Origin of the sequence: Flavobacterium aquidurense (genome assembly GCF_002217195.1) — a bacterium.
Taxonomy (GTDB): domain Bacteria; phylum Bacteroidota; class Bacteroidia; order Flavobacteriales; family Flavobacteriaceae; genus Flavobacterium; species Flavobacterium frigidimaris.
Window position 1 is genome coordinate 1 of sequence record NZ_MUGR01000041.1, and the last position, 20,439, is coordinate 20,439.

Annotated in this window: 24 protein-coding genes; 12 read left to right on the top strand and 12 right to left on the bottom strand. The window is 33.0% G+C overall.

The window, feature by feature from the left end:
* Positions 1 to 368: 368 nt before the first annotated feature.
* The 3 genes from B0A67_RS19940 to B0A67_RS19950 all read right to left on the bottom strand — a co-directional run bounded on the left by B0A67_RS19940 (position 369) and on the right by B0A67_RS19950 (position 2,798).
* Positions 369 to 1,034 carry an alpha/beta hydrolase gene (locus B0A67_RS19940; RefSeq protein ID WP_072965050.1) on the bottom strand — a complete coding sequence of 222 codons (666 nt, stop codon included), beginning with the start codon at positions 1,032 to 1,034 and terminating at the stop codon, positions 369 to 371.
* Positions 1,035 to 1,063: 29 nt separating this feature from the next.
* Positions 1,064 to 2,167, bottom strand: a complete 1,104-nt coding sequence (locus B0A67_RS19945) for a BT_3928 family protein (RefSeq protein WP_072965049.1) — start codon at positions 2,165 to 2,167, stop codon at positions 1,064 to 1,066.
* A gap of 91 nt (positions 2,168 to 2,258) precedes the next feature.
* The gene (locus tag B0A67_RS19950; protein ID WP_072965048.1) at positions 2,259 to 2,798 is read right to left on the bottom strand and encodes a DUF1599 domain-containing protein; all 540 of its coding nucleotides are present in this window, start codon (positions 2,796 to 2,798) and stop codon (positions 2,259 to 2,261) included.
* Positions 2,799 to 3,022: 224 nt separating this feature from the next.
* On the opposite strand from B0A67_RS19950, the gene folP reads away from it, so the two are divergent.
* From folP to B0A67_RS19965, 3 genes are read left to right on the top strand one after another with little or no spacing between them, the layout of a single operon-like run.
* Positions 3,023 to 3,847, top strand: a complete 825-nt coding sequence (folP, locus tag B0A67_RS19955; RefSeq protein WP_072965047.1) for a dihydropteroate synthase — start codon at positions 3,023 to 3,025, stop codon at positions 3,845 to 3,847.
* Between the two features lie 22 nt (positions 3,848 to 3,869).
* Positions 3,870 to 4,697 (top strand): DUF4919 domain-containing protein, encoded by an 828-nt coding sequence (locus B0A67_RS19960; protein WP_072965046.1) that lies wholly within the window; start codon positions 3,870 to 3,872, stop codon positions 4,695 to 4,697.
* An 18-nt stretch (positions 4,698 to 4,715) separates the two neighbouring features.
* On the top strand, positions 4,716 to 5,339 hold the full coding sequence (locus B0A67_RS19965) for a hypothetical protein (RefSeq protein ID WP_072965045.1): 624 nt from the start codon (positions 4,716 to 4,718) through the stop codon (positions 5,337 to 5,339).
* Positions 5,340 to 5,382: 43 nt separating this feature from the next.
* Here the strand turns inward: B0A67_RS19965 and rlmH are convergent, their stop codons facing one another.
* From rlmH to B0A67_RS20005, 8 genes are all read right to left on the bottom strand, one after another.
* Positions 5,383 to 5,856: a 23S rRNA (pseudouridine(1915)-N(3))-methyltransferase RlmH gene (gene rlmH, locus B0A67_RS19970; RefSeq protein ID WP_026982293.1), complete on the bottom strand. Its 474-nt coding sequence runs from the start codon at positions 5,854 to 5,856 to the stop codon at positions 5,383 to 5,385.
* A gap of 116 nt (positions 5,857 to 5,972) precedes the next feature.
* The gene (locus B0A67_RS19975; protein ID WP_072965044.1) at positions 5,973 to 6,596 is read right to left on the bottom strand and encodes a hypothetical protein; all 624 of its coding nucleotides are present in this window, start codon (positions 6,594 to 6,596) and stop codon (positions 5,973 to 5,975) included.
* Between the two features lie 39 nt (positions 6,597 to 6,635).
* Complete coding sequence (locus B0A67_RS19980) at positions 6,636 to 6,959, bottom strand: antibiotic biosynthesis monooxygenase family protein (RefSeq protein WP_072965043.1); 324 nt, start codon at positions 6,957 to 6,959, stop codon at positions 6,636 to 6,638.
* A gap of 135 nt (positions 6,960 to 7,094) precedes the next feature.
* Positions 7,095 to 8,510, bottom strand: coding sequence for an amidohydrolase family protein (locus B0A67_RS19985; protein ID WP_072965042.1), 1,416 nt, complete (start codon positions 8,508 to 8,510; stop codon positions 7,095 to 7,097).
* Positions 8,511 to 8,818: 308 nt separating this feature from the next.
* Positions 8,819 to 9,103, bottom strand: a complete 285-nt coding sequence (locus B0A67_RS19990) for a GNAT family N-acetyltransferase (protein ID WP_072965041.1) — start codon at positions 9,101 to 9,103, stop codon at positions 8,819 to 8,821.
* Between the two features lie 7 nt (positions 9,104 to 9,110).
* On the bottom strand, positions 9,111 to 9,506 hold the full coding sequence (locus B0A67_RS19995; protein ID WP_072965040.1) for an OsmC family protein: 396 nt from the start codon (positions 9,504 to 9,506) through the stop codon (positions 9,111 to 9,113).
* A gap of 4 nt (positions 9,507 to 9,510) precedes the next feature.
* Positions 9,511 to 10,392 carry a pirin family protein gene (locus B0A67_RS20000; RefSeq protein ID WP_072965039.1) on the bottom strand — a complete coding sequence of 294 codons (882 nt, stop codon included), beginning with the start codon at positions 10,390 to 10,392 and terminating at the stop codon, positions 9,511 to 9,513.
* A gap of 294 nt (positions 10,393 to 10,686) precedes the next feature.
* On the bottom strand, positions 10,687 to 11,787 hold the full coding sequence (locus B0A67_RS20005) for a DNA alkylation repair protein (protein WP_072965038.1): 1,101 nt from the start codon (positions 11,785 to 11,787) through the stop codon (positions 10,687 to 10,689).
* Between the two features lie 192 nt (positions 11,788 to 11,979).
* Between B0A67_RS20005 and nadC the strand changes: the two genes are divergently transcribed.
* The 5 genes from nadC to priA all read left to right on the top strand — a co-directional run bounded on the left by nadC (position 11,980) and on the right by priA (position 17,502).
* On the top strand, positions 11,980 to 12,837 hold the full coding sequence (gene nadC / locus B0A67_RS20010) for a carboxylating nicotinate-nucleotide diphosphorylase (protein ID WP_072965037.1): 858 nt from the start codon (positions 11,980 to 11,982) through the stop codon (positions 12,835 to 12,837).
* A gap of 71 nt (positions 12,838 to 12,908) precedes the next feature.
* Complete coding sequence (locus B0A67_RS20015; RefSeq protein ID WP_072965036.1) at positions 12,909 to 13,829, top strand: YihY/virulence factor BrkB family protein; 921 nt, start codon at positions 12,909 to 12,911, stop codon at positions 13,827 to 13,829.
* A gap of 4 nt (positions 13,830 to 13,833) precedes the next feature.
* Positions 13,834 to 14,265, top strand: coding sequence for a DUF2147 domain-containing protein (locus tag B0A67_RS20020; protein ID WP_072965035.1), 432 nt, complete (start codon positions 13,834 to 13,836; stop codon positions 14,263 to 14,265).
* 14 nt (positions 14,266 to 14,279) lie between these two features.
* Complete coding sequence (bla-B1-FLAV, locus tag B0A67_RS20025; protein WP_072965034.1) at positions 14,280 to 15,026, top strand: subclass B1 metallo-beta-lactamase; 747 nt, start codon at positions 14,280 to 14,282, stop codon at positions 15,024 to 15,026.
* Positions 15,027 to 15,051: 25 nt separating this feature from the next.
* Positions 15,052 to 17,502 carry a replication restart helicase PriA gene (gene priA / locus B0A67_RS20030; RefSeq protein WP_072965033.1) on the top strand — a complete coding sequence of 817 codons (2,451 nt, stop codon included), beginning with the start codon at positions 15,052 to 15,054 and terminating at the stop codon, positions 17,500 to 17,502.
* 1 nt (position 17,503) lies between these two features.
* Here the strand turns inward: priA and B0A67_RS20035 are convergent, their stop codons facing one another.
* Positions 17,504 to 18,202 carry a LytR/AlgR family response regulator transcription factor gene (locus B0A67_RS20035; RefSeq protein WP_065449575.1) on the bottom strand — a complete coding sequence of 233 codons (699 nt, stop codon included), beginning with the start codon at positions 18,200 to 18,202 and terminating at the stop codon, positions 17,504 to 17,506.
* A gap of 177 nt (positions 18,203 to 18,379) precedes the next feature.
* Between B0A67_RS20035 and rpsF the strand changes: the two genes are divergently transcribed.
* The 4 genes from rpsF (at position 18,380) to B0A67_RS20055 (ending at position 20,147) form a co-directional block, all read left to right on the top strand.
* The gene (gene rpsF, locus B0A67_RS20040) at positions 18,380 to 18,721 is read left to right on the top strand and encodes a 30S ribosomal protein S6 (RefSeq protein ID WP_007810575.1); all 342 of its coding nucleotides are present in this window, start codon (positions 18,380 to 18,382) and stop codon (positions 18,719 to 18,721) included.
* A 5-nt stretch (positions 18,722 to 18,726) separates the two neighbouring features.
* Positions 18,727 to 19,023: a 30S ribosomal protein S18 gene (gene rpsR, locus B0A67_RS20045; RefSeq protein WP_002987043.1), complete on the top strand. Its 297-nt coding sequence runs from the start codon at positions 18,727 to 18,729 to the stop codon at positions 19,021 to 19,023.
* A gap of 66 nt (positions 19,024 to 19,089) precedes the next feature.
* Entirely contained in the window at positions 19,090 to 19,530 is a 441-nt protein-coding gene (gene rplI, locus B0A67_RS20050) for a 50S ribosomal protein L9 (RefSeq protein ID WP_072965032.1), read from the top strand.
* Positions 19,531 to 19,673: 143 nt separating this feature from the next.
* A complete protein-coding gene (locus B0A67_RS20055; RefSeq protein WP_072965031.1) occupies positions 19,674 to 20,147 on the top strand; it encodes a DUF6495 family protein in 474 nt (157 codons plus the stop codon).
* The last annotated feature ends 292 nt before the right edge of the window (positions 20,148 to 20,439 follow it).

Below are 20,439 nucleotides of genomic sequence, written 5' to 3' on the forward strand. Positions count from 1 at the left end.
AATATCGTCTTTATCTAAATAAAAAGTATGATTTATAATCATGACGATTTCTTATAAAAAAAGAGTTCCTACAAAGTTAAACAAACAAATCGAATGAGAAATGGAGATTAACAAAATTTGAAGTCGTTTATTTTATAACAAAACAGGATTTACAGGTTAAAAAAAGCCAAATGAAATCGTAATAGTAAGCTGTAAAAATGAGTTTTTTTAGAAATAGACTTTTAAATTAAGAAAGAAACAGACATTTTTTTTATTTACAAAAAGATTTTAGGAGCAAAAAAACGTCAGATTTGCATAAAAAAAGCCCTTCAGTAATTTTTTAAATTAGGATTTACTAAAAGGCTTTTTGAATGTTATTTTTAAGCTTTTTACTTCAATATATAGTTACCGTTTGCCCATTTTTTGCAGGGAACAATCCATTCGTCAGAAGCTTTGAATAAAAAGCCATGTTTTAGATTGGTGTTGAGTTCAATTTCTTTGAAATGATTTATTTTTAGTTTCGAAGTTTCTTTTCGTCTGATTGCCGAAATACCATAGATATCTGATTTTTCATAGATAGTGAGGATGTTACCACAATAATTAATCTCAGGAATTTCTTCAATATCCGTATTTTGATAACATCCTATAAAAACAAAATTTACATTAGGATTCGCAAGATAGGTACTAACATATTGTGCAATATAGCCGCCTTTCGAGGTTCCAATCACTGTTATTTTATCAGGTGAAACGCCTTCTTTAATAAGGTTTTTGATTTGCTTGACAATCTTTTTGGCATAGGTTGTTACAATAGTATTTTTGCTTCTTATTTCGCTATAAACGATGAAGTGATCTTTTCTAAATGAATTTAAAATTTCCTTGTATTCTGCTTTTCCATATTCCGGATGTGCAGCGTTCAGATCATTTTCTTCTACAAATTTGTTGTGCAGAAAAAAGATATAGCGTTGGTCTTTTACCGTATTTTTTGATTGGCTATTACCCAAAATGCAAAAAAGCATAATGAATAAAAAATTAATTAGATTAAATGTTTTCTTCATTATGCTTTCGCTTTTATGTTGTTTGAAAATTATAATTTCAAATCATCAGTATCGTTGTAATGTACTTTCTGAATAATTGTTCCGTTTTGCACCACTACAATACTCGGATTGGCTCTTTCTACAGTTTTCAAGGCTGTTGCATCACAGAAATAGAAATCGACATCTAAACCGTACTGTTTTTTTGCTTTCGCAATTTCGTGAGCTCCCGAAGCAGTCATTGCGATTACTTTGTATCCCTTTGCTTTAGCAGCTTTACTTAATCCTTCTAATTTTTTCATTCCGTCAGGATGAGATAAAGTCAGGTCATAAGTGACGAAAATCAATAATTTTGGTTCTTTCAATAATTCCTCTTTATAATCAGAATCCTCTTTTACCATAGTAAAATCGTGAATTGGCGGTACATAACCTTCAGTAATCACTTTGTCTTTTCGGTCGACAAAAGTTGCGCCTTCAGGGATATTTGCAAGATCTTTTTCTGTAAATTCCTTGTCTACACCATTTACTTTATAGATAAAAGTCATTTCTACTATAGATTTTGGAGCGCCTTCCGGAATTTCCATTCCTTTTTCGATATTTGTTCCCACTTTATAAGGACGGAAATCTTTAATAGGATTATGGTTTAAAACCCATACTGCCATAAAAACACACAAAACAATACTTGCAAGAGTAATGATATTGGTAACATTACGATTTGAAAATAAAGGTTTTACCAGTTTCTTATTGATGAATAAGATCAGAATAAAGAAAAGTAAAATGATATCTTTTGTGAATGATTCCCAGGGAGTTAAGTGTAAAGCATCTCCAAAACATCCACAGTCTTTTACTACATCAAAATAAGCAGAGTAGAAGGTAAGGAATGTGAAGAATATAATCAGTAGTAATAAAAACCAAATTGTCAGTTTTGATTTGTAACCTACCAGTAACATAACGCCCAAAACAACTTCAAGAATCACTAAAAAGATCGCCAATCCTAAAGCCAATGGCTCTAAAAAGGGCATGTTGAAAACCGGCTCACTAAAATATTCAGCCAATTTATAAGAGAATCCAACCGGATCATTTAGCTTAATTAATCCTGAAATAATAAATAATACACCGACAAATAATCGGGAAAATTGAGTAATGAAGTTTTTCATGGTATAGAGTTAATTTAAAGTCCAATCTTTTTGAATTCCAAATTCCAGGTAAAAAATTTGGCATTTGGAATTTATATTTTGGAATTTGATTTTATTTTATGGGTTCAAGGATTAGAGCGAAAACGGAATAATTAATCATATCCTGATAATTTGCATCAATTCCTTCAGAAACTAAAGTTTTGCCTTTATTGTCTTCAATTTGTTTTACACGCAGTAATTTTTGTAAAATCAGATCCGTTAGCGAACTCACGCGCATATCGCGCCACGCTTCACCATAATCATGGTTTTTAGCCAGCATTAGTTCTTTTGTCAACTTCACTTTAGCATCGTATAATTCAGTTGCTTTTTCTACATCTAAATCCGGCTGGTCAACAACACCCAATTCTAACTGTATCAAAGCCATGATCGAATAATTGATGATTGCTATGAATTCTCCTTTTTCATCTTCATCCACTTTGCGAACTTCATTTTCCTGCAAACTCCTGATTCGTTGTGCTTTTATAAAAATTTGATCCGTTAGTGAAGGCAATCTTAAAATTCGCCATGCACTGCCGTAATCTTTCATTTTATTGATAAATAAAGTGCGGCAAACCGTAATTACATTATCATATTCAAGGGGAGTATTCTTCATTTATTGCTGTATATTTGCTAAAATTTCTTCAAAAATAGGGATAATATTAAAGAGTTTCAAGTTTCAGGTTTTCTTTGTTTCAAGTTTTTTCTAAACAAAGTGTTAACGGTGGTAACTTGAAACTAAAAAAGAATGTTTCAAGTTTCAGGTTTAAAGTGGCAAGTTCGAGAACTTACGCAATCTAAATCAACTTGAAACTTGAAACAAATAAAACTTGAAACAAAATGTTTATTAACTGCAAAGGCCAACTTATTGATTTATCGATTCCCAAAGTGATGGGGATTCTGAATGTTACGCCAAACTCTTTTTTTGACGGAGGAAAATATAGTAATGAAGATGAAATTATCTCGCGAGTAGATAAAATGTTGTCTGAAGGGGCCGCATTTATTGATATTGGTGCCTATTCAAGCAAACCAAGTGCTGAATTTGTTTCCGAGCAAGAAGAAATTGAACGCATTGTTCCCGCAATCGAATTGATTTTAAAGCATTTTCCTGAAACATTATTATCAATCGATACTTTTAGGGCTGCCGTTGCAAAAGCAAGTATAGAAAGTGGTGCTGCGATTATAAACGATATTGCGGCAGGAGAATTAGATGATAAAATGTTTGATGTGATTGCACATTATAATGTCCCGTATATTATGATGCACATGCGCGGAAATCCGCAAACGATGCAAAGTCTTACGCAATACGATGATATCGTAAAAGAAATGCTTTTCTATTTTTCTGAAAAAGTAAATAAAGCAAGAAGCTTAGGAATCAATGATTTGATTCTGGATCCAGGTTTCGGATTCGCAAAAACAACCGACCAGAATTACGAAGTTTTGCAAAAAACGGAACTTTTTAATCTTTTAGAATTACCTGTTTTAGCTGGTGTTTCGAGGAAATCAATGATTTATAAAACATTAAATAATACACCACAGGAAGCGCTAAACGGAACAACGGTCCTGAATACGATTGCATTGACAAAAGGGGCTAAAATCTTGCGTGTTCATGATGTGAAAGAAGCAATAGAATGTGTTACTTTGTTTGGTAAAATAAATCTGTAATGTTTTTAATTGAAGTAGGAGAATGAAGAAAAGATACTATTTAGCAGGGCTTCTGTTTTTTTTGATGAATGTAAGTTTTGGGCAAATTCCTTCATCGCCGCCGCCATCTAAAAAAGCAAATAAATCAGCTAAGATATATGGCGATTATTCTCAAAACAAAAACAAGAAAGAAACTTCTACAACTAATGAAACTGACATTCAGGAAGTTTCTGAGGATAATTCAAGCAGTGGCATAACAAAAAATAATATTCCTGAATTTAAAATATCTATTGATGAAACAACGAATGTAAATTCTGTTTATTATTTTAAAAAAGTTGAATCATTATTAAGTACATTAGATACTCTTGTATCTGCAGAACAAATAATAATGTATACAAAGTATAAAATACATTCAAATTCAATAAATCCAACTAAACTGGATAGCTTGGCAAATAAAGCGTACAGTTTGAATGAAAGCAAAAACTATGATGAAGCAATTATCACCTGTAAACAAATTCTTGATCAAAGTCCTAATAATATAAGTGGACACAAAGAGATTGCTTATGCTTACAAGCATTTAGGAAATGCGGATTTATCTAATCTTCATTTTCTAATGATGGTAAAAATTATAAATTCAGTTTTTAAATATGGAAATGGAACCCGCCAAGTGCCTTATGTCTTAAATAATTTTTTTGAAGGATTATCTATTTATGAAGCTAAATTTGGTTGTTTTCCAAGAAAAGTTAGATTGATCCTGACGAAAGAAAAAATACTTTTAGGAGGATATGACTGTTATCATATAATGCGTTTCTCAAATTTGACACATTGGTTACCTTTATTAAAAAAAGACGATTATAAAATTGAAGAATAATATCTTGAAAAAATAAATATGAAATACTACACTTTAATTATTGCCTTGCTTCTTTTTTCTTGTGAAAAAAAAGAAGATGTTTTACTTCCAAAATCAAACGTAACAATTGTGAAAGATGTTCAGGATCATTCGCCAATTTACATCTTCTTTAAAACAGAAGGAAAAGACACTATTGCAGATGTAAACCGAAAAAACAGTATTATCTCTACCAATTGGCTTTTCAATATTGATAGACGTTTGCCGTTGAAATTAGTAATTCCGGAAGTAATAAAGTTACAGGAAAAAAAGCGTGCTGATAGCGCTCATAAAAATGAAAATGCTGAAAATTATTATTCTTACGCAGATTCTGTAGGAAAGAATCTGTCCTTTTTACCTTTCACGAAAGTGTATTACAAAACAGCGAAACCAAAATCAGAAGGAATGGTTGTGTTTTTTAAAAAAAACGAGACTGTTGAGGTTAATAATCAAGTCCTTAAAAAAGAAGAATTATTAAATTATATCGCAAGTCTTGATTTTGCTGTTCAACCAAAAATGCAAATCTGTTTTGATAAAAACATGAGTTTTGATGCTTATATTCAGAATAAAATTTTAGTGCAAAAACTAGAATCATTTGCAATGGTTAACGAAGAATTCATTTTTTAAACAATTTTACGATTAACCAATTAACCAAATAAACGATTAAACTTTATTGGTGATGATAAGGTTCATTTCTTAAAATCGTAAATCCACGGTACAATTGTTCGATAAAAAACAGACGTACCATTTGGTGTGAAAAAGTCATTAGTGAAAGTGAAATTTTTCCTTGTGCTTTGCTGTAAACCGTATCGGAGAATCCGTAAGGACCGCCAATTACAAAAACCAAAGTTTTGATTCCGGAGTTCATTTTCTTTTGTAATTCTTCAGAGAAACCAACGCTGGAGAAGTTTTTTCCGTTTTCATCCAATAAAATCAACTGATCCGTTGGCGAAAGTTTGGACAGAATCAATTCGCCTTCTTTTTCTTTTTGCTGACTTTCGGATAAATTCTTTACGTTTTTGATATCGGGAATAATCTCCAGATCAAATTTGATGTAAAACGACAAACGTTTGGTATAATCATCAATCAAAGTTTGAAGTGATTTGTTATCTGTTTTGCCTATGGCGATAAGTTTGATATTCATTTTTTGTTGTTATTTTTTGCCACGACACGAGAGTAGCTAATTCACGAAGTAAGTAATGAATTTTTCCGAATTAAAAAATCAAATTAGCACAAATTCTTGCGAACTATACTTTCATTTTACAAGAGTTTGTCTAACCAGGTTTCTCTTTTATTTACTAATCCCAGTTTTTTATGATACCTAAGGCCTGAAGTTTCACTATTAGCATTTTGTTCCGCTAACTCAGCATAAAAAAATGCTCTCTCAGTCTTGCCATTATGTTTGTTTATAATTGATAAAATAGAATTTACTATATACTTTTCAAGTGGAAACAGGAGTTTAGGCTGTCTCTCTATTAAAATATCTTCTACTTCTCCAAATTTTGAAGTGTCATTTGTCTTAATAATTAATTCCGAATAGTCTAAATACGCTTGAGTTTTTACATTAGGATAAACAGTTTCAAAATCAAGTGCCTTTTTATAATAATCAATAGCTATTGTATTTTCTTCACGCTCTTTGTAAATGTTTCCGAGTGTGTGAAGTGCAGAGCCTTTATTAAAGTTATCATCCGGATACTCAGTCAACATCTTATTCAGCAACATGTCAGCAACTTTTAAAAGTTTTTTATCTTTAGTGTCAACTAATTCTATAGCTTGAATTTTAAGGTATTGTGCTCGACCATCTTTTCTTGCACGTCCAAGCTTGACAAAGAATTCTTCTTCGTCAATTTTTGTCCAAGTTTTTCTTCTGTACCAGTCTGCCATTATTGTAGTTTTCTATCTGATAAATCTGCGTAAATCCGTTTAATCCGTAAAGTCAGTGGGCTGCTTTTTATTCTCAAAAACAGTTTCAAAATGCTCTACAACAGGAAACGGTTCATAATAATGATGTAAAATTTTCTTCCATTCTAAATACGCTTCAGAATTCCTGAAACCTTCAGTGTGATCTTCAAGCGTATTCCAGTCTACCAATAAAAGATACTTGTTTTCAGCTTCAAGACATTTCTCTAAACGATGTCCTAAATAACCATCAATCGATGAAATGTATCGACTTGCTTTTGCAAAATCAGCTTCAAATTGAGTTGCCAAATCAGGTTTTATGTAAAGAAAAGCAGCTTCTAGAATCATATGATTTTTTATTTTTTTCACGCAGATCAGGCAGATTTAAGCAGATTTAATTTTGATATTTACAATAAAAAAATCTGCGTTTATCAGCTTTAATCTGTTTAAAATCTGCGTGAAACCCGCAACTGGATTATAAATTTAGTTCTTAGAAAATTTTGCTTCAAAAGTTTTAAATCTTCCGTCTAAATCTTTCACTAATTGTTTTTTTACAGCTGCATCCTGAATAAAACTATAATCGATGCTGTTGTAAACATATTGTTTTATTGTGGCATATGAAACATCAGGATATCTTTTAGCCAATAAAACATATTGTTCCGTCATATTGGTTCTTAAAATTCCTGCATCATCGGTACTGATAACGATTGGCACATTAAATTCTTTATAAAGTGTAAACGGATGTCTGTTTTCTTTTACTTTCAAAATGAATTCATTACTCGTTAAATTAATTTCAATTGGAATATTATTTTTTGCCATATAACGCAATAAATCATACGAATTTGCTTCGTAGGCAATGTCCACTCCATGACCAATTCTATTGGCTCCTGCAACATGAATCGCATCATTGATGTGCCATGTCAAATCTTCGGGCTGAACCAGGCCTAAAGTTAATTCTCCCGCATGAAGCGTATATTTTACATCAGGAAATTTCGAATGGCAATATTTGAACATTAACATGTGCAGCCAATAATCTTTCATAGAATTTTCGCCATGTTCCGGAGAAACGATGTTTACACCTGCAACCAATTTGCTGTCATTTGCAGAGATAAAGGCAATTGTCATGTTTTTGAATAAATCAACAGGATCCATAAAACGAAGTACAAAATTTTGATAACGCATGGTAAAACGATCGTCATCAATTTTTAAGTCTTTATGCAATTTTGCTATAAAATTATTGTTGAAATCGGCAGCGTATTTTTTAGCATCTTTCTTTTGGATCGATTTATACAATTCGTCTAAAAGTTTTAGTACTGCTTTTTCGTCTTTTTGAGAAGCTGCCTGACGTAATTTTGAATTGAAATCTGTCAAGTCAGCAACGTTCATATCACACGGAATTGTCGATAATTGTGTTTCTATATAACTTACGTTTTCAGCAAGGGCACGTTTTTTCAATTCCAGCATTCCTTCTGCAAAATGCCCCTGAATAGTAGGTTCAAATTTTTGAAAAGAATCAAAAAATAAGTCATCAGAAGGTACAGAACCATTATAATCTTTAGCAGACCAGGTTTGCATGACTTGTTGCTCGTAAAAAGCCAGTTTTCCTTCGTTTTTAAGTGAAGAGAAAGTTTTCCAATTGCCATTTACAGGTTTCGTTTTAGATACGTTCATCGATTCTAAATTCAAATAGAAATCTTCAGCAATAGCTCTTTCCAAAAGAGGTTCTGCATAAACTGATCCCGAAAAATGATGGTGTAAATCTCCGCCTTTTGGCATTTGTTGAAAGAAAGCTGTTAAGAGAGCTTCGTTATTTCTGATTTTTTCTAAATAATTTTCAGCCGTTTGAGAAAAGCTGATTTGTGCTATGAAAAAACAGAAAAGTGTAATTATCCTCGTCATACTCTAAGTTTAAATTACATGCAAATATAATGGATTTTGAGGAGATTTTAAAATTTTGTTTTTAAGAGGCAAAGGTTCAGAGGAACAAAGAGACAAAGTTTAAGAGCAATGGGTATTATAAAAATACAAAAGACACACAAGAGTGTGTCTTAGTATTGAAAATTTAAAATTTTGTTTTTAAGGGACAAAGGTTCAGAGGAGCAAAGGGACAAAGTTTAAGAGCAATGAGTATTATAAAAATACAAAAGACACACAAGAGTGTGCCTTAGTATTAAAAATATTAAGTAGTAAGAGAAACCTTTGAACCTTTAAGAAAAAAGTACATCATGAATTTCTTCAACCTTATCAAAAACACTTTTTGCAAAAGGGCAAAGCGGGATTATTTTTAGGTTGTTTGTTCTTGCATATTCTACGGCGGCCATAACCAATTTTTTTCCAACGCCTTTTCCATTAAAATCTTCATTGACTTCAGTATGGTCGATGATGAATTTAGAATCTCCAGCCCAGGTATAAGTCATTTTTCCGGCTTGTTTTTCATCTTCTATAGCTTCAAAATAGCCTCTTCTTGTATCGTTTATTTGTTTGATTTCCATGATAAGTTTATATTAATGTGGTTTTGATTTCTATTGAATGTGTTAGTATTTTATGTATTGGGCAGCTGTTGGCAATGGTTTCTAACCGATGTCTTTGTGTTTGATCTACTTCGCCAATAATTTCGATTTTTCTCGTAAAGAGAGAAACATTTTTATCGGTATCCCTTTCAAAATCAACTTTGATGTTGATCTCAGAAACGTCCCATTGTTTGCGGTTGATGTACATTCTAAGTGTAATCAGAGTGCAGGATGCCAACGATGAAGCCAAAAGTTCTGATGGGCTAAACCCTAAGTTTTTGCCGCCCATTTCCTGAGGTTCGTCGGCGATTACAATATTGCCGCTGGCTGATGTTATTTCCGTTCGATACAAGCGGGTATCTATTTGTGCTGATATTGTTTCCATAATATTATTTAATTCTTGGTTCAGGTAAAGGAACAAATTCAGTTTCGCCTGGAACTTTTGGGAATGTTTGTTCCGTCCAGTCTTTTTTAGCTTTTTCGATCAGGTTTTTATCCGAGGAAACAAAATTCCAAAAGATAAAGTGTTCTTCCGGAAACGGCGTTCCTCCAAAAATATAAACAGTAGTGTTCGCGGCAATTTCAAATTCACATAAAGTACTGTCCGTAGTAATTAAAATTTGTTTCGGATCGTAAACATGTTCACCACTTTTGATACTTCCTTCGAGAATATACAAACCGCTTTCTCCGAATAAATCTTTGCCAATGTTTACTTTTTTAGCTTCTGTACTTTTAATTTCAATAAAGTATAGCGGACTATAAACAGGAACTGGTGATTTTTTGCCAAATGCTTCTCCGGCAATTAGTTTATATGAAACACCGTCTTCTTCCCAACTTGGGATATCGTCAGCTTCTACATGGGCAAAGTTAGGATCCATTTGTTCTAGTTCCTTTGGTAATGCCACCCAGATTTGCAAACCGTGAAGCATTTTATCAGAATGTCTCAAATATTCAGGTGTTCTTTCAGAATGCACAATGCCTTTTCCGGCTGTCATCCAGTTTACAGCGCCTGGTTTGATTTCTAATTCAGTTCCTAAACTGTCGCGGTGCATGATACTTCCTTCAAACAAAAAAGTAAGGGTAGAAAGACCAATATGCGGATGAGGAGGAACATCCATATTTTCGTGATCACTTAAATGTGCAGGTCCCATATGGTCGATAAAGACAAATGGGCCAACAGCCCTTTTTTCCCGGAAAGGCAATAATCTGCCTACCATAAAATTGCCAATATTGGCAGCGCGTTCTTCGATAATTAAACTGATATTTGACATGGTATTCGTTTTAGTTGAAGCAAAATTACAGATGTAGTTAGAATCTGTAACTTAATTTAGATTAAGAAATTTGTTTCCGGTATTATCTATAAAAGTAAGGAAAAGGAACGAGTATGCTTTTATGCTGTCGATTTTATTTAACACATAGAAACATAGATTCAAAATTATATAATGAAGATGGTTTTAAAAAATCTGGATTTTTATACATAGTAAGTTGCGTAATACTACTTGAATTAATGCACGTGAAGCGCCTTTTTAGATAACTAAAAGCTATGTTTCTATGCGTTTAAATTTTTAATCAGTAAGTTCAAATTCCAGTGTTTGACTTTCAGTCCCGTTTATAATAATCGATAATTGATGTATTCCGGTATGAAAAACGCGGGTTGTAATGATTTTGAACGACTGATTTCTTTCAACTTTAATCAGTTGATTGGGTAGATAGCTTTTTTCGCTGATTTTGAATACTTTTTTAGCCAAATATCCTTTTGATTTTTTATAATGAACAGCATATTCTAAACGAACGGTTTTGGTGTTCTCATTTTTATTATTTAAATGAAAATGAAACTGCAGATAATCGCCAATTTTAACTATTGGGGTTTTTATTTCGAAAGCAGAAAGTTCGATATTGGTACTTTCTAAGCCATAATGACTTAAAATTTCCGGATGGCCTTGTTTTAATAATGTACGAGCACCATGTTTGATGATTGCATCTGTTTCTTTACTCGAGCCCTTCCATTTATTAGCAATTTCTAATACAATTTGCGGATTGTCTTTGGCGATATCATTCAGGTTATTGGCAACGCTTCGGCGCACATACTCTGAAGGATCATTCTTCAGGTTTTCTAGAATCGGCAGGATAGAAGCAGGGTCTTTTTTCAGGAACGGAATTGCCATTGCCCAGGGTAATCTTGGTCGGCTTCCTTCGCTGGACAATCTCCGAACGTGATGGTTTTCGTGCAACGACCATCGTGTCATTTCCTCAATCATTTTTTCTTTATACTTTAAAATAAAAGGGCGAACCGCAAATTCGCAACTGATAAATTGTGTGATCGAAACAAAGGCTTTCACCGAAGTTTTGAAATCATCTAAACCATACATTTCGATATAATCAGCAAAAAAGATAAAAGCCAGATTGCCATCTGTAAATTTGTTCTTCTTCAGGCTTTCGATGATTTTGTCAATTAATAAAACGGCTTGAGGGAAATTTTCAGGCATAAACTGATGCAGAACCAGGGTAGTGTGCTTCATGCGGTCTTTCCATTCTTTCTGGGTAAAATCACCTTCGTAAATGGCTTCAATAAATTTTTGTTTATCAAAAGCCGGATGCACTTCGGCGACAGCCTGACCAAATTTCTCGTAAAAAGTAACCGAATAAATATCTTTAATTAATCCCATGATTTTGTTTGAATGAACCTCAAAGATATTTAATGTTATTTGATTTTTTGAACCATTAAGAGATTAAGTTTGATTAAGAATTTACGCTTTATTGCTCCTAATTACTTCATAGTTTTTAATTTTTAAAATAAGGCTAAACTTTCAAATCCACAAAATAAGTCCTACTTTAGCATCTCATAAAACTTAATAAAAATGATTAGCGAAGTACAATTTCAAACCGAATTACAACTATTGATTAGCAACGCAATCCGAGAAGATGTGGGTACAGGCGATTACAGTTCATTGGCATGTATTCCTGAAACGGCACACGGACAAGCGAAATTATTGGTAAAAGATCAGGGAATTATTGCGGGTGTTGCACTTGCAAAAATGATTTTTGAATATGTAGATCCTAAATTAAAAATCAAGACGTATATAGAAGACGGAACGCATGTAGAATATGGTGATGTTGTTTTTGAAGTTTCAGGAAGTTCTCAGTCTATTTTGAAATCAGAGAGAGTAGTGCTTAACACTATGCAGCGTATGTCTGCCATTGCGACCAAGACAGATCAATACGTTCAGCTTCTGGAAGGAACGGGCGCTAAAATTTTGGATACCCGTAAAACAACTCCAAATTTCAGGGCTGCTGAAAAGTGGGCGGTAAAAATTGGGGGTGGAGAAAATCATCGTTTTGCATTGTACGATATGGTGATGCTAAAAGACAATCATATTGATTTTGCCGGTGGGATTACTTTGGCAATCAAAAAAACGAAAGAATACCTGAAAGCAAACAATTTGGATTTGAAGATTATCGTAGAAGCCAGAAATCTGGATGAAATCCGTGAAATTCTGTTAAGTGACGGAGTTCACAGAATCCTGATTGATAACTTTAATTATGAAGATACTAAAACGGCGGTGAATCTCATTGGTAAAAAATGCCAGACGGAATCTTCAGGAAACATTAACGAAAAAACGATTCGTGAATATGGCTTGTGTGGTGTAAATTATATTTCATCAGGCGCTTTGACCCATTCAGTTTACAATATGGATTTGAGTTTGAAAGCGTTTTAAGTTATGAGTTTTGAGTTATAAGTTTTGAGTTTGTAATCTAAAATCTGAAGTCTAAAATCTAAAATCAACATATGTCTCAAGAGATAGAAAATCGGATTGAAAAAATTCCTGTAGTACGTACTCTTGTCCGATTTTTGAAGAGAATAAAACTACCATGGCTGGAAGGTTTTTCGTTATATGATTTACTCGAAATGTATACTATTGGTATTATCGACGGAGCATTTTCGTATCATGCAAGTGCGGTTTCGTTTAGTTTTTTCATGGCCTTGTTTCCCTTTGCCTTGTTTATTCTGAACTTAATTCCTTTTATTCCGATAGAAAATTTTCAGGCAGATTTTTTGTTGTTCGTACAGCAAAGTGTTCCTCCAAATACCTATGATGCTATTAATAAAATCATCAGCGATATCTTAAATAATAGTCACTCGGGATTGTTGTCTTCCGGTTTTTTGCTTTCTATTTTTTTGATGGCAAATGGTATTAACGGGATCTTAAGCGGTTTTGAATCTTCTAAACATGTTTTTGATAAACGTGGTTTTTTTAATCAATACTTAGTGGCGTTGGCCATTTCGCTCGTTATGACCATTATATTGTTCGTAACAGTGGCGACAATTGTAGTTTTTGAGGTGTTTATTCAAAAGACAATTATTCAGGATGTGTTGAGTGATCGTATTCCGTTGATTATTTTGGGACGATATTTGTTTGTTGTTTTAATGATTCTGATAACATCTTCAATATTATTGCGTTATGGTACAAAACAATATAATAAAGTGCCTTTTATTAGCATTGGATCTGTTTTTACAACCATCTTAATTGTTATATCTTCGTTCTTTTTTGGGATTTGGGTTATAAAATTCTCAAAATACAACGAACTTTACGGTTCAATTGGTACTTTATTAATTCTAATGTTTTATATTTGGATAAACTGTATGATTCTGCTTTTGGGATTCGAACTCAATGCAACTATCAGAAAACTAAAACAAAAAAACAAATAATATTATGAAAAATTGGATGTTAACTATTGGGGTTTTCTTTCTGACATTAGGTACAATTCACAGCCAAAGTGTTATTGGGAAATGGAAAACAATTGACGATGAAACCGGCGAGGCAAAATCTATTGTAGAGATTTACGAAAAGTCAGGAAAAGTATATGGTAAGGTCGTTGAGATACTTCGTGCCGATCATAAAAAAGATGTTTGTGTAAAATGTGAGGGCGCAGATAAAAACAAACCAATTTTGGGTTTAAATATTATCAACGGTCTTAAAAAAGACGGTGATGAATATAGCGGCGGAACTATTTTTGATCCTACAAACGGTAAAAAATACAAATGTTATATAACACTTGAATCTGCTGATAAACTAAAACTTCGTGGTTACGTTGGAATCTCTATCATGGGAAGAACTCAATACTGGACGAGGGTAAAAAATTAATTTCATAAAATAAAATGCGAAAATTAGCATCGATAGTTTTATTCTTAACCATACTATCTCATAGTTTTGGACAATCTAAGAATTCGCCATTACAAATAAGTCATCTTACGGGTGACTTTTATGTTTATAAAACGTTTCATGATTATAAAGGAACGCTGATTTCTGCAAACGCATTGTATCTCGTTACTAGCAAGGGAGTTGTGCTTTTTGATGCGCCTTGGGATGAAAAGCAATTTCAGCCGTTATTGGATAGTATAAAAGCAAAACATCACAAAGAAGTTGTAATGCATTTTGCAACGCATTCACACGAAGACAGGGCAGGTGGTTTAGGATTTTACAGAGAAAAAGGAATTAAAACCTATACTATAAAATTAACCGATGAAATCCTTAAAAAGGAAAATAAAAAAAGAGCTCAATTTGTGATTCCAAATGATACTACGTTTACTGTTGGACAGCATACTTTTGAGGTTTATTATCCCGGAAAAGGTCATGCACAAGATAATATTGTAGTTTGGTTCGCTAAAGAAAAAGTGCTTTACGGAGGTTGTTTTATAAAAAGTGCTGACGCAAAAGATTTAGGATATTTAGGAGATGCCGATGTAAAAGACTGGGAGAAGTCTATTAAGAAAGTACAGGCAAAATTCAAAAATCCTAAATATATTATTACAGGCCATGATGACTGGAAAGATCTTGGATCTTTAAATCATACATTGAAATTGGTTCAGAAGTATAATACTGCGAAGACTTCAGGTCAAAAATAATCTCTTAATTCTATAAAATATTTACATGTTTTTTGTCGAAGTTGTCCTGCCGCTTTCCTTAGCTAAAACCTTTACTTATCGTATTTCTGAAGCCGAATTTCATTTTATAAAAAAAGGAATGCGCGTGGCGGTGCCTTTTGGTAAAAGTAAAATATATACAGCTTTGGTCATTGATATTCATCAAAACAAACCAAGTTTATATGATGCCAAAGAAATTCACGAGATACTGGACGAAAAACCTATTGCGACCGAAACCCAGATTAAACATTGGCTTTGGGTAGCAACTTATTATATGTGCGGTATTGGTGATGTGTATCGTGGCGCTTTTCCAAGTGGATTATTACTGGAAAGTGAAACTATTATTTCGTACAAAACAGATACTGTTGTAGATCAAAACGAACTTTCAGACGAAGAGTTTTTGGTTTATGAAGCTTTGCAGCAACAAAGCTCACTAAAAGTACAGGAAATTATTTTGATATTAAATAAGAAAAATATTTTTCCGATTCTTCAAAAAATGATTACGAAAGACATTATTGTTTTAGAAGAGGAGATGAAAGAAAGTTATAAGCCGAAACTGGTTCGGTATGTAAAATTACATGCGAAATACGAATCAGATAATGGCTTAGGAGAATTACTGGAAGTTTTGAAAAGTGCTAATAAACAAAAGGAAATTGTTTTGGCTTATTTTCAGCTTATGGCTTCTGAGAAGAAACCAATCACAGTAAAAAAATTGGTTGAGATTTCGAATTCAGCTTCGGCTACGGTAAAAGCTTTGATTGATAAAGAAATTTTCGAAGAATATCTTTTACAGCAAGACCGTGTTTCGTTTTCGGGACAGGCAACTGAAAAACAATTATTATTAAGTGAACCGCAGGAAGCTGCTTTTACAGCGATCAGGAATAGTTTTGCAGAGAAAGAAGTTTGTTTGTTACATGGTGTTACATCAAGCGGAAAAACAGAGATTTACATCAAATTAATAGAGGAATATTTAGCTACCGGAAAACAAGTTTTGTATTTGTTGCCGGAGATTGCACTTACCACGCAGCTGGTTTCGCGTTTACGACTTCATTTTGGAGATAAAGTAGCGGTTTTTCATTCTAAATACAGCAATAATGAAAGAGTTGAGGTTTGGAAGCAAACACTCGAAAATTCACCCAAAGCACAGATTGTAATAGGAGCGAGGTCAGCCTTGTTCTTGCCTTTTAATGATTTAGGTTTGCTTATTGTCGATGAAGAACACGAACAGACTTTTAAACAAACAGATCCTGCGCCAAGATATCACGCCAGAGATGCCGCAATTGTACTGGCTAATTTTCATAATGCAAAAGTGCTTCTGGGATCTGCAACACCAAGTATTGAAACCTATTTTAATACCCAGACTGATAAGTATGGTCTGGTGACACTGGCAGAACGTTATAATAATGTTCGAATGCCTGAGATTGTTTTGGTTGATTTGAAAGACAAACATTTCAGAAAAAGAATGACAGGCCATTTTAGTGATCTTTTAATCGAAGAAATTGCTGAGGCTTTGTCTTTGGGTGAGCAGGTTATTTTATTTCAAAACAGACGGGGATATTCGCCGATAATTGAATGTATGACCTGTGGTCATGTACCGCATTGCCAGCAATGTGATGTAAGTCTTACTTTTCATAAGCATAAAAACCAATTACGCTGCCATTATTGTGGTTATTCTATCGCCAAACCATCGCACTGCCATAGTTGTTCAAGTATTGATCTGACTACAAAAGGATTCGGAACGGAACAAATCGAGCAGGAATTAATAGCGCTTTTTCCTAAAGCCAAAACAGGCCGAATGGATCAGGATACCACGCGTGGGAAATTTGGTTTTGAGAAGATCATAGATTCTTTTAAAAATCGTGAAATTGATATTCTGGTAGGAACACAAATGCTTGCCAAAGGTTTAGATTTTGATAATGTGAGCTTAGTCGGGATTATGAATGCCGATAATATGTTGCATTATCCTGATTTCAGGGCTTTTGAGCGTAGTTTTCAGATGATGACGCAAGTGGCAGGAAGAGCCGGAAGATCTGAAAAACAAGGAAAAGTGGTAATTCAGACCTACAATCCAAATCACAATACAATTCAGCAGGTTACCAGCCATAATTATATAGGTATGTATAAGGAGCAATTATACGATCGCATGATTTATAAGTATCCGCCTTATTTCAGGATTATAAAGCTTACTTTGAAGCACAGGGAATTCGATAAGTTAAAAGAAGGTTCAATGTGGCTGTACCAGGTTTTAAGTCAAAATCTGGGGATTCCGGTTTTAGGTCCCGAAGAACCTGCCATTAGCAGAATCAGAAATGAGTACATCAGAACCATCTTAATTAAGATCCCGCAGAATATGCCATTGGGTGCAACAAAAAAAACTATTCAGAAAATGATGAATAGTTTTGAGGCTGTTGCGCAGTACAGAGCTATAAAAGTTGTTGTGAATGTCGACTTTTATTAAATTATGACGACGTTGACAATGCTTTTACTAAATCTTCTTTTTTATTTCGGCTGAGCGGAATTTTGGTAATACCAATTTCGGCAAATTTGCTGTTAAAGCGTTCTACCTTATCGATGTTGATAATATAAGATTTGTGCACACGGATAAATTTGTCTTTAGATAAATCATTTTCAAAAGATTTCATTGTCGAAAGCACCAGATTACTGTCATCTTCAGTAACAACCCTTACATAATCTCCAAAAGCTTCAATCCATTTGATTTTTGCGGTAAAGATTTTAAGTTTCTTAAGGTTGCTCTTGATGAATATATGTTCACCTTCTTCTTCTTTGACATCTTTTTTGAGCAAATGCATATCAATTGCCCTTTTTACAGAAGCATTAAAGCGATCTACAGCAATAGGCTTCTGAAGGTAATCAGTTGCATCATAGTCAAAAGCTTTTAAAGCATATTCAGCTTTAGAAGTAATAAAAATAATTTGCGGCTTAGATTTTAAGCCGTCTAAGAAGTCAAAACCATTAATGACGGGCATTTCGATATCAAGAAATATTAAGTCGATATTATTTAGAGAAATACAGCTTTTTGCTTCGATTGCATTAGAAAAATCCCCGATTAAGTGCAAACCTGGGTGATTATTAACTAATTTTGCAATAATTGTCCTCTGTATAGAACTATCATCTACAACAACACAGTTTAGTTTCATAACATTAAAATTTAGAATAAATTCAGGATAGCAGTAGTAAATGTATTATTTTTTTGTAAAAAAAACTAAAATCGGCATGCATTTTTTACATTACAACGAATAAAAGTAAAAAAGTGTTGTATATATAAATTAAATGGTTACTTTTGCACCCAATTTTAACAAATAAATATTGTATTTATGAATCATTATGAAACTGTTTTCATTTTAAATCCCGTTTTATCTGAGGTTCAGGTGAAGGAAACAGTAACGAAATTTGAAGAATTTCTTACTAGTAGAGGAGCTGAAATGGTGTCAAAAGAGGATTGGGGTCTGAAAAAAATGGCTTACGAAATCCAAAACAAAAAAAGTGGTTTTTATCACTTATTCGAATTCAAAGTAGCTGGAGAAGTTCTAATTGCTTTTGAAACTGAATTTAGACGTGACGAAAGAGTTATGCGTTTCTTAACTGTAAGTTTAGACAAACATGCTATTTCATGGGCTGAAAGAAGAAGAGCCAAATTAAAATCTACTAAAGCTTAATTATTATGTCTACAATAGAGCAATCTGCAAAAGGAAAAAAAGACGGAGATATCAGATATTTAACGCCTTTAAACATTGAAACTAACAAAACTAAAAAGTACTGTCGTTTCAAAAAATCAGGAATCAAATATATCGATTATAAAGATGCTGATTTCTTATTGAAATTCGTTAATGAGCAAGGAAAAATTCTTCCTCGTCGTTTAACCGGAACTTCATTAAAATACCAAAGAAAAGTTTCTGTAGCTGTAAAAAGAGCGCGTCACTTAGCTTTAATGCCATACGTGGCCGATTTATTAAAATAATATTAAAAGAATAGTTGTTGGTTTCCGGTAAGATGGAACCTAACTTCTCAAATAAAGGACAACAACATGGAACTTATTTTAAAACAAGACGTACAGAATCTAGGATTTAAAGATGATGTAGTTACTGTAAAAGCGGGTTACGGACGTAACTTTTTAATCCCTCAGGGTTTTGCTTCTTTAGCAACTCCTTCAGCTAAAAAAGTATTGGCTGAAAACCTAAAACAAAGAGCTCACAAAGAGGCTAAAGTTGTTGCTGACGCAAAAGCATTAGCTGAAACTTTAAAAGCGATTGAAATTAAACTTTTCGCAAAAGCAGGTGGAGAAAAATTATTCGGTTCAATCACGAATATTGATATCGCTGACGCTTTAGCTAAAGGTGGACAAGTAATCGATAGAAAATTCATCACTAGCGGTATCGTTAAACGTACTGGTAAATACACTGCAAATGTGCGTTTACACAGAGATGTAATCGTTGAATTACCATACGAAATTGTTGCTGAAAAGTAATAGTTTTATATACTATATAAAAATCCCGATGCGAATCGGGATTTTTTTGTTTAAAAGAAGTAATAATTAATCAGACTTAAAGTTATTTGCGCAAAGCATCTTGCTTAAAGCTTATAGCGTAAGGCATAAAGCCTAAAAATAAAATGAAATACGCAAGATTAACAAAAGAGCAATTTGATGAATTGCATGCAGAATTCGCTAATTTTTTAGCTACACAGACGATTGATAAAGCAGAGTGGGATTCTCTTAAAATTAATAAGCCTGAAGTGGCAGAACAGGAACTGGATGTTTTCTCAGATTTGATTTGGGAAGGTGTTTTGTCCAGAGCAGAATTTTTAGAACATTTTTCTAAAAATCATATCTTCTTATTCAAGTGTTTTGAAAAAGATGTACAATCGATAGTTTTAAAATCGCTTGTTTCTGAAATTGACTTTTTAACTAAAGAAGGCCTGCAATGGTTAAGTGATAATATGTTCACCGAAAATATAGAAATGAAAGTCGGTAAAAAAGTATTTACAGAGGATAGAAATGCCTCTATTTTTGAATTGATTCAGCAAGGTGCATTTTTAAGTGATGGACAATTATTCACTCAAATTAATACTATTATTGAGTCATAATTTAGTTTTGATTTCTTCAAAAAAGGTAAATAATTTATTTGTTAAATTATTTACCTTTTTTTGTTTTTTTAAGTTTTGTTTAAGCTTTTTTATTTTTTAGACCCCGTATTTCTACTCCTTTTTTTAGAATAACGCAATAAAAATTATTTTTTAATTTTAAATGTAAGTTTTGCTTTTCAAATTAACCTTTTGTGTTTTGTTTTAATCGATTACTATTCTGTTTGTGTAGTTCTAGTACTACATAATAGAGATTTAACATAAAAAAACTTTTTTTTTGAAACAATTTATTTTA

Excerpts from the sequence above, each read along its gene's own strand:
- B0A67_RS19940 (WP_072965050.1), bottom strand. The coding sequence starts at position 1,034 with ATGAAGAAAACATTTAATCTAATTAATTTTTTATTCATTATGCTTTTT.
- B0A67_RS19945 (WP_072965049.1), bottom strand. The coding sequence starts at position 2,167 with ATGAAAAACTTCATTACTCAATTTTCCCGATTATTTGTCGGTGTATTA.
- B0A67_RS19950 (WP_072965048.1), bottom strand. The coding sequence starts at position 2,798 with ATGAAGAATACTCCCCTTGAATATGATAATGTAATTACGGTTTGCCGC.
- folP (WP_072965047.1), top strand. The coding sequence starts at position 3,023 with ATGTTTATTAACTGCAAAGGCCAACTTATTGATTTATCGATTCCCAAA.
- B0A67_RS19960 (WP_072965046.1), top strand. The coding sequence starts at position 3,870 with ATGAAGAAAAGATACTATTTAGCAGGGCTTCTGTTTTTTTTGATGAAT.
- B0A67_RS19965 (WP_072965045.1), top strand. The coding sequence starts at position 4,716 with ATGAAATACTACACTTTAATTATTGCCTTGCTTCTTTTTTCTTGTGAA.
- rlmH (WP_026982293.1), bottom strand. The coding sequence starts at position 5,856 with ATGAATATCAAACTTATCGCCATAGGCAAAACAGATAACAAATCACTT.
- B0A67_RS19975 (WP_072965044.1), bottom strand. The coding sequence starts at position 6,596 with ATGGCAGACTGGTACAGAAGAAAAACTTGGACAAAAATTGACGAAGAA.
- B0A67_RS19980 (WP_072965043.1), bottom strand. The coding sequence starts at position 6,959 with ATGATTCTAGAAGCTGCTTTTCTTTACATAAAACCTGATTTGGCAACT.
- B0A67_RS19985 (WP_072965042.1), bottom strand. The coding sequence starts at position 8,510 with ATGACGAGGATAATTACACTTTTCTGTTTTTTCATAGCACAAATCAGC.
- B0A67_RS19990 (WP_072965041.1), bottom strand. The coding sequence starts at position 9,103 with ATGGAAATCAAACAAATAAACGATACAAGAAGAGGCTATTTTGAAGCT.
- B0A67_RS19995 (WP_072965040.1), bottom strand. The coding sequence starts at position 9,506 with ATGGAAACAATATCAGCACAAATAGATACCCGCTTGTATCGAACGGAA.
- B0A67_RS20000 (WP_072965039.1), bottom strand. The coding sequence starts at position 10,392 with ATGTCAAATATCAGTTTAATTATCGAAGAACGCGCTGCCAATATTGGC.
- B0A67_RS20005 (WP_072965038.1), bottom strand. The coding sequence starts at position 11,787 with ATGGGATTAATTAAAGATATTTATTCGGTTACTTTTTACGAGAAATTT.
- nadC (WP_072965037.1), top strand. The coding sequence starts at position 11,980 with ATGATTAGCGAAGTACAATTTCAAACCGAATTACAACTATTGATTAGC.
- B0A67_RS20015 (WP_072965036.1), top strand. The coding sequence starts at position 12,909 with ATGTCTCAAGAGATAGAAAATCGGATTGAAAAAATTCCTGTAGTACGT.
- B0A67_RS20020 (WP_072965035.1), top strand. The coding sequence starts at position 13,834 with ATGAAAAATTGGATGTTAACTATTGGGGTTTTCTTTCTGACATTAGGT.
- bla-B1-FLAV (WP_072965034.1), top strand. The coding sequence starts at position 14,280 with ATGCGAAAATTAGCATCGATAGTTTTATTCTTAACCATACTATCTCAT.
- priA (WP_072965033.1), top strand. The coding sequence starts at position 15,052 with ATGTTTTTTGTCGAAGTTGTCCTGCCGCTTTCCTTAGCTAAAACCTTT.
- B0A67_RS20035 (WP_065449575.1), bottom strand. The coding sequence starts at position 18,202 with ATGAAACTAAACTGTGTTGTTGTAGATGATAGTTCTATACAGAGGACA.
- rpsF (WP_007810575.1), top strand. The coding sequence starts at position 18,380 with ATGAATCATTATGAAACTGTTTTCATTTTAAATCCCGTTTTATCTGAG.
- rpsR (WP_002987043.1), top strand. The coding sequence starts at position 18,727 with ATGTCTACAATAGAGCAATCTGCAAAAGGAAAAAAAGACGGAGATATC.
- rplI (WP_072965032.1), top strand. The coding sequence starts at position 19,090 with ATGGAACTTATTTTAAAACAAGACGTACAGAATCTAGGATTTAAAGAT.
- B0A67_RS20055 (WP_072965031.1), top strand. The coding sequence starts at position 19,674 with ATGAAATACGCAAGATTAACAAAAGAGCAATTTGATGAATTGCATGCA.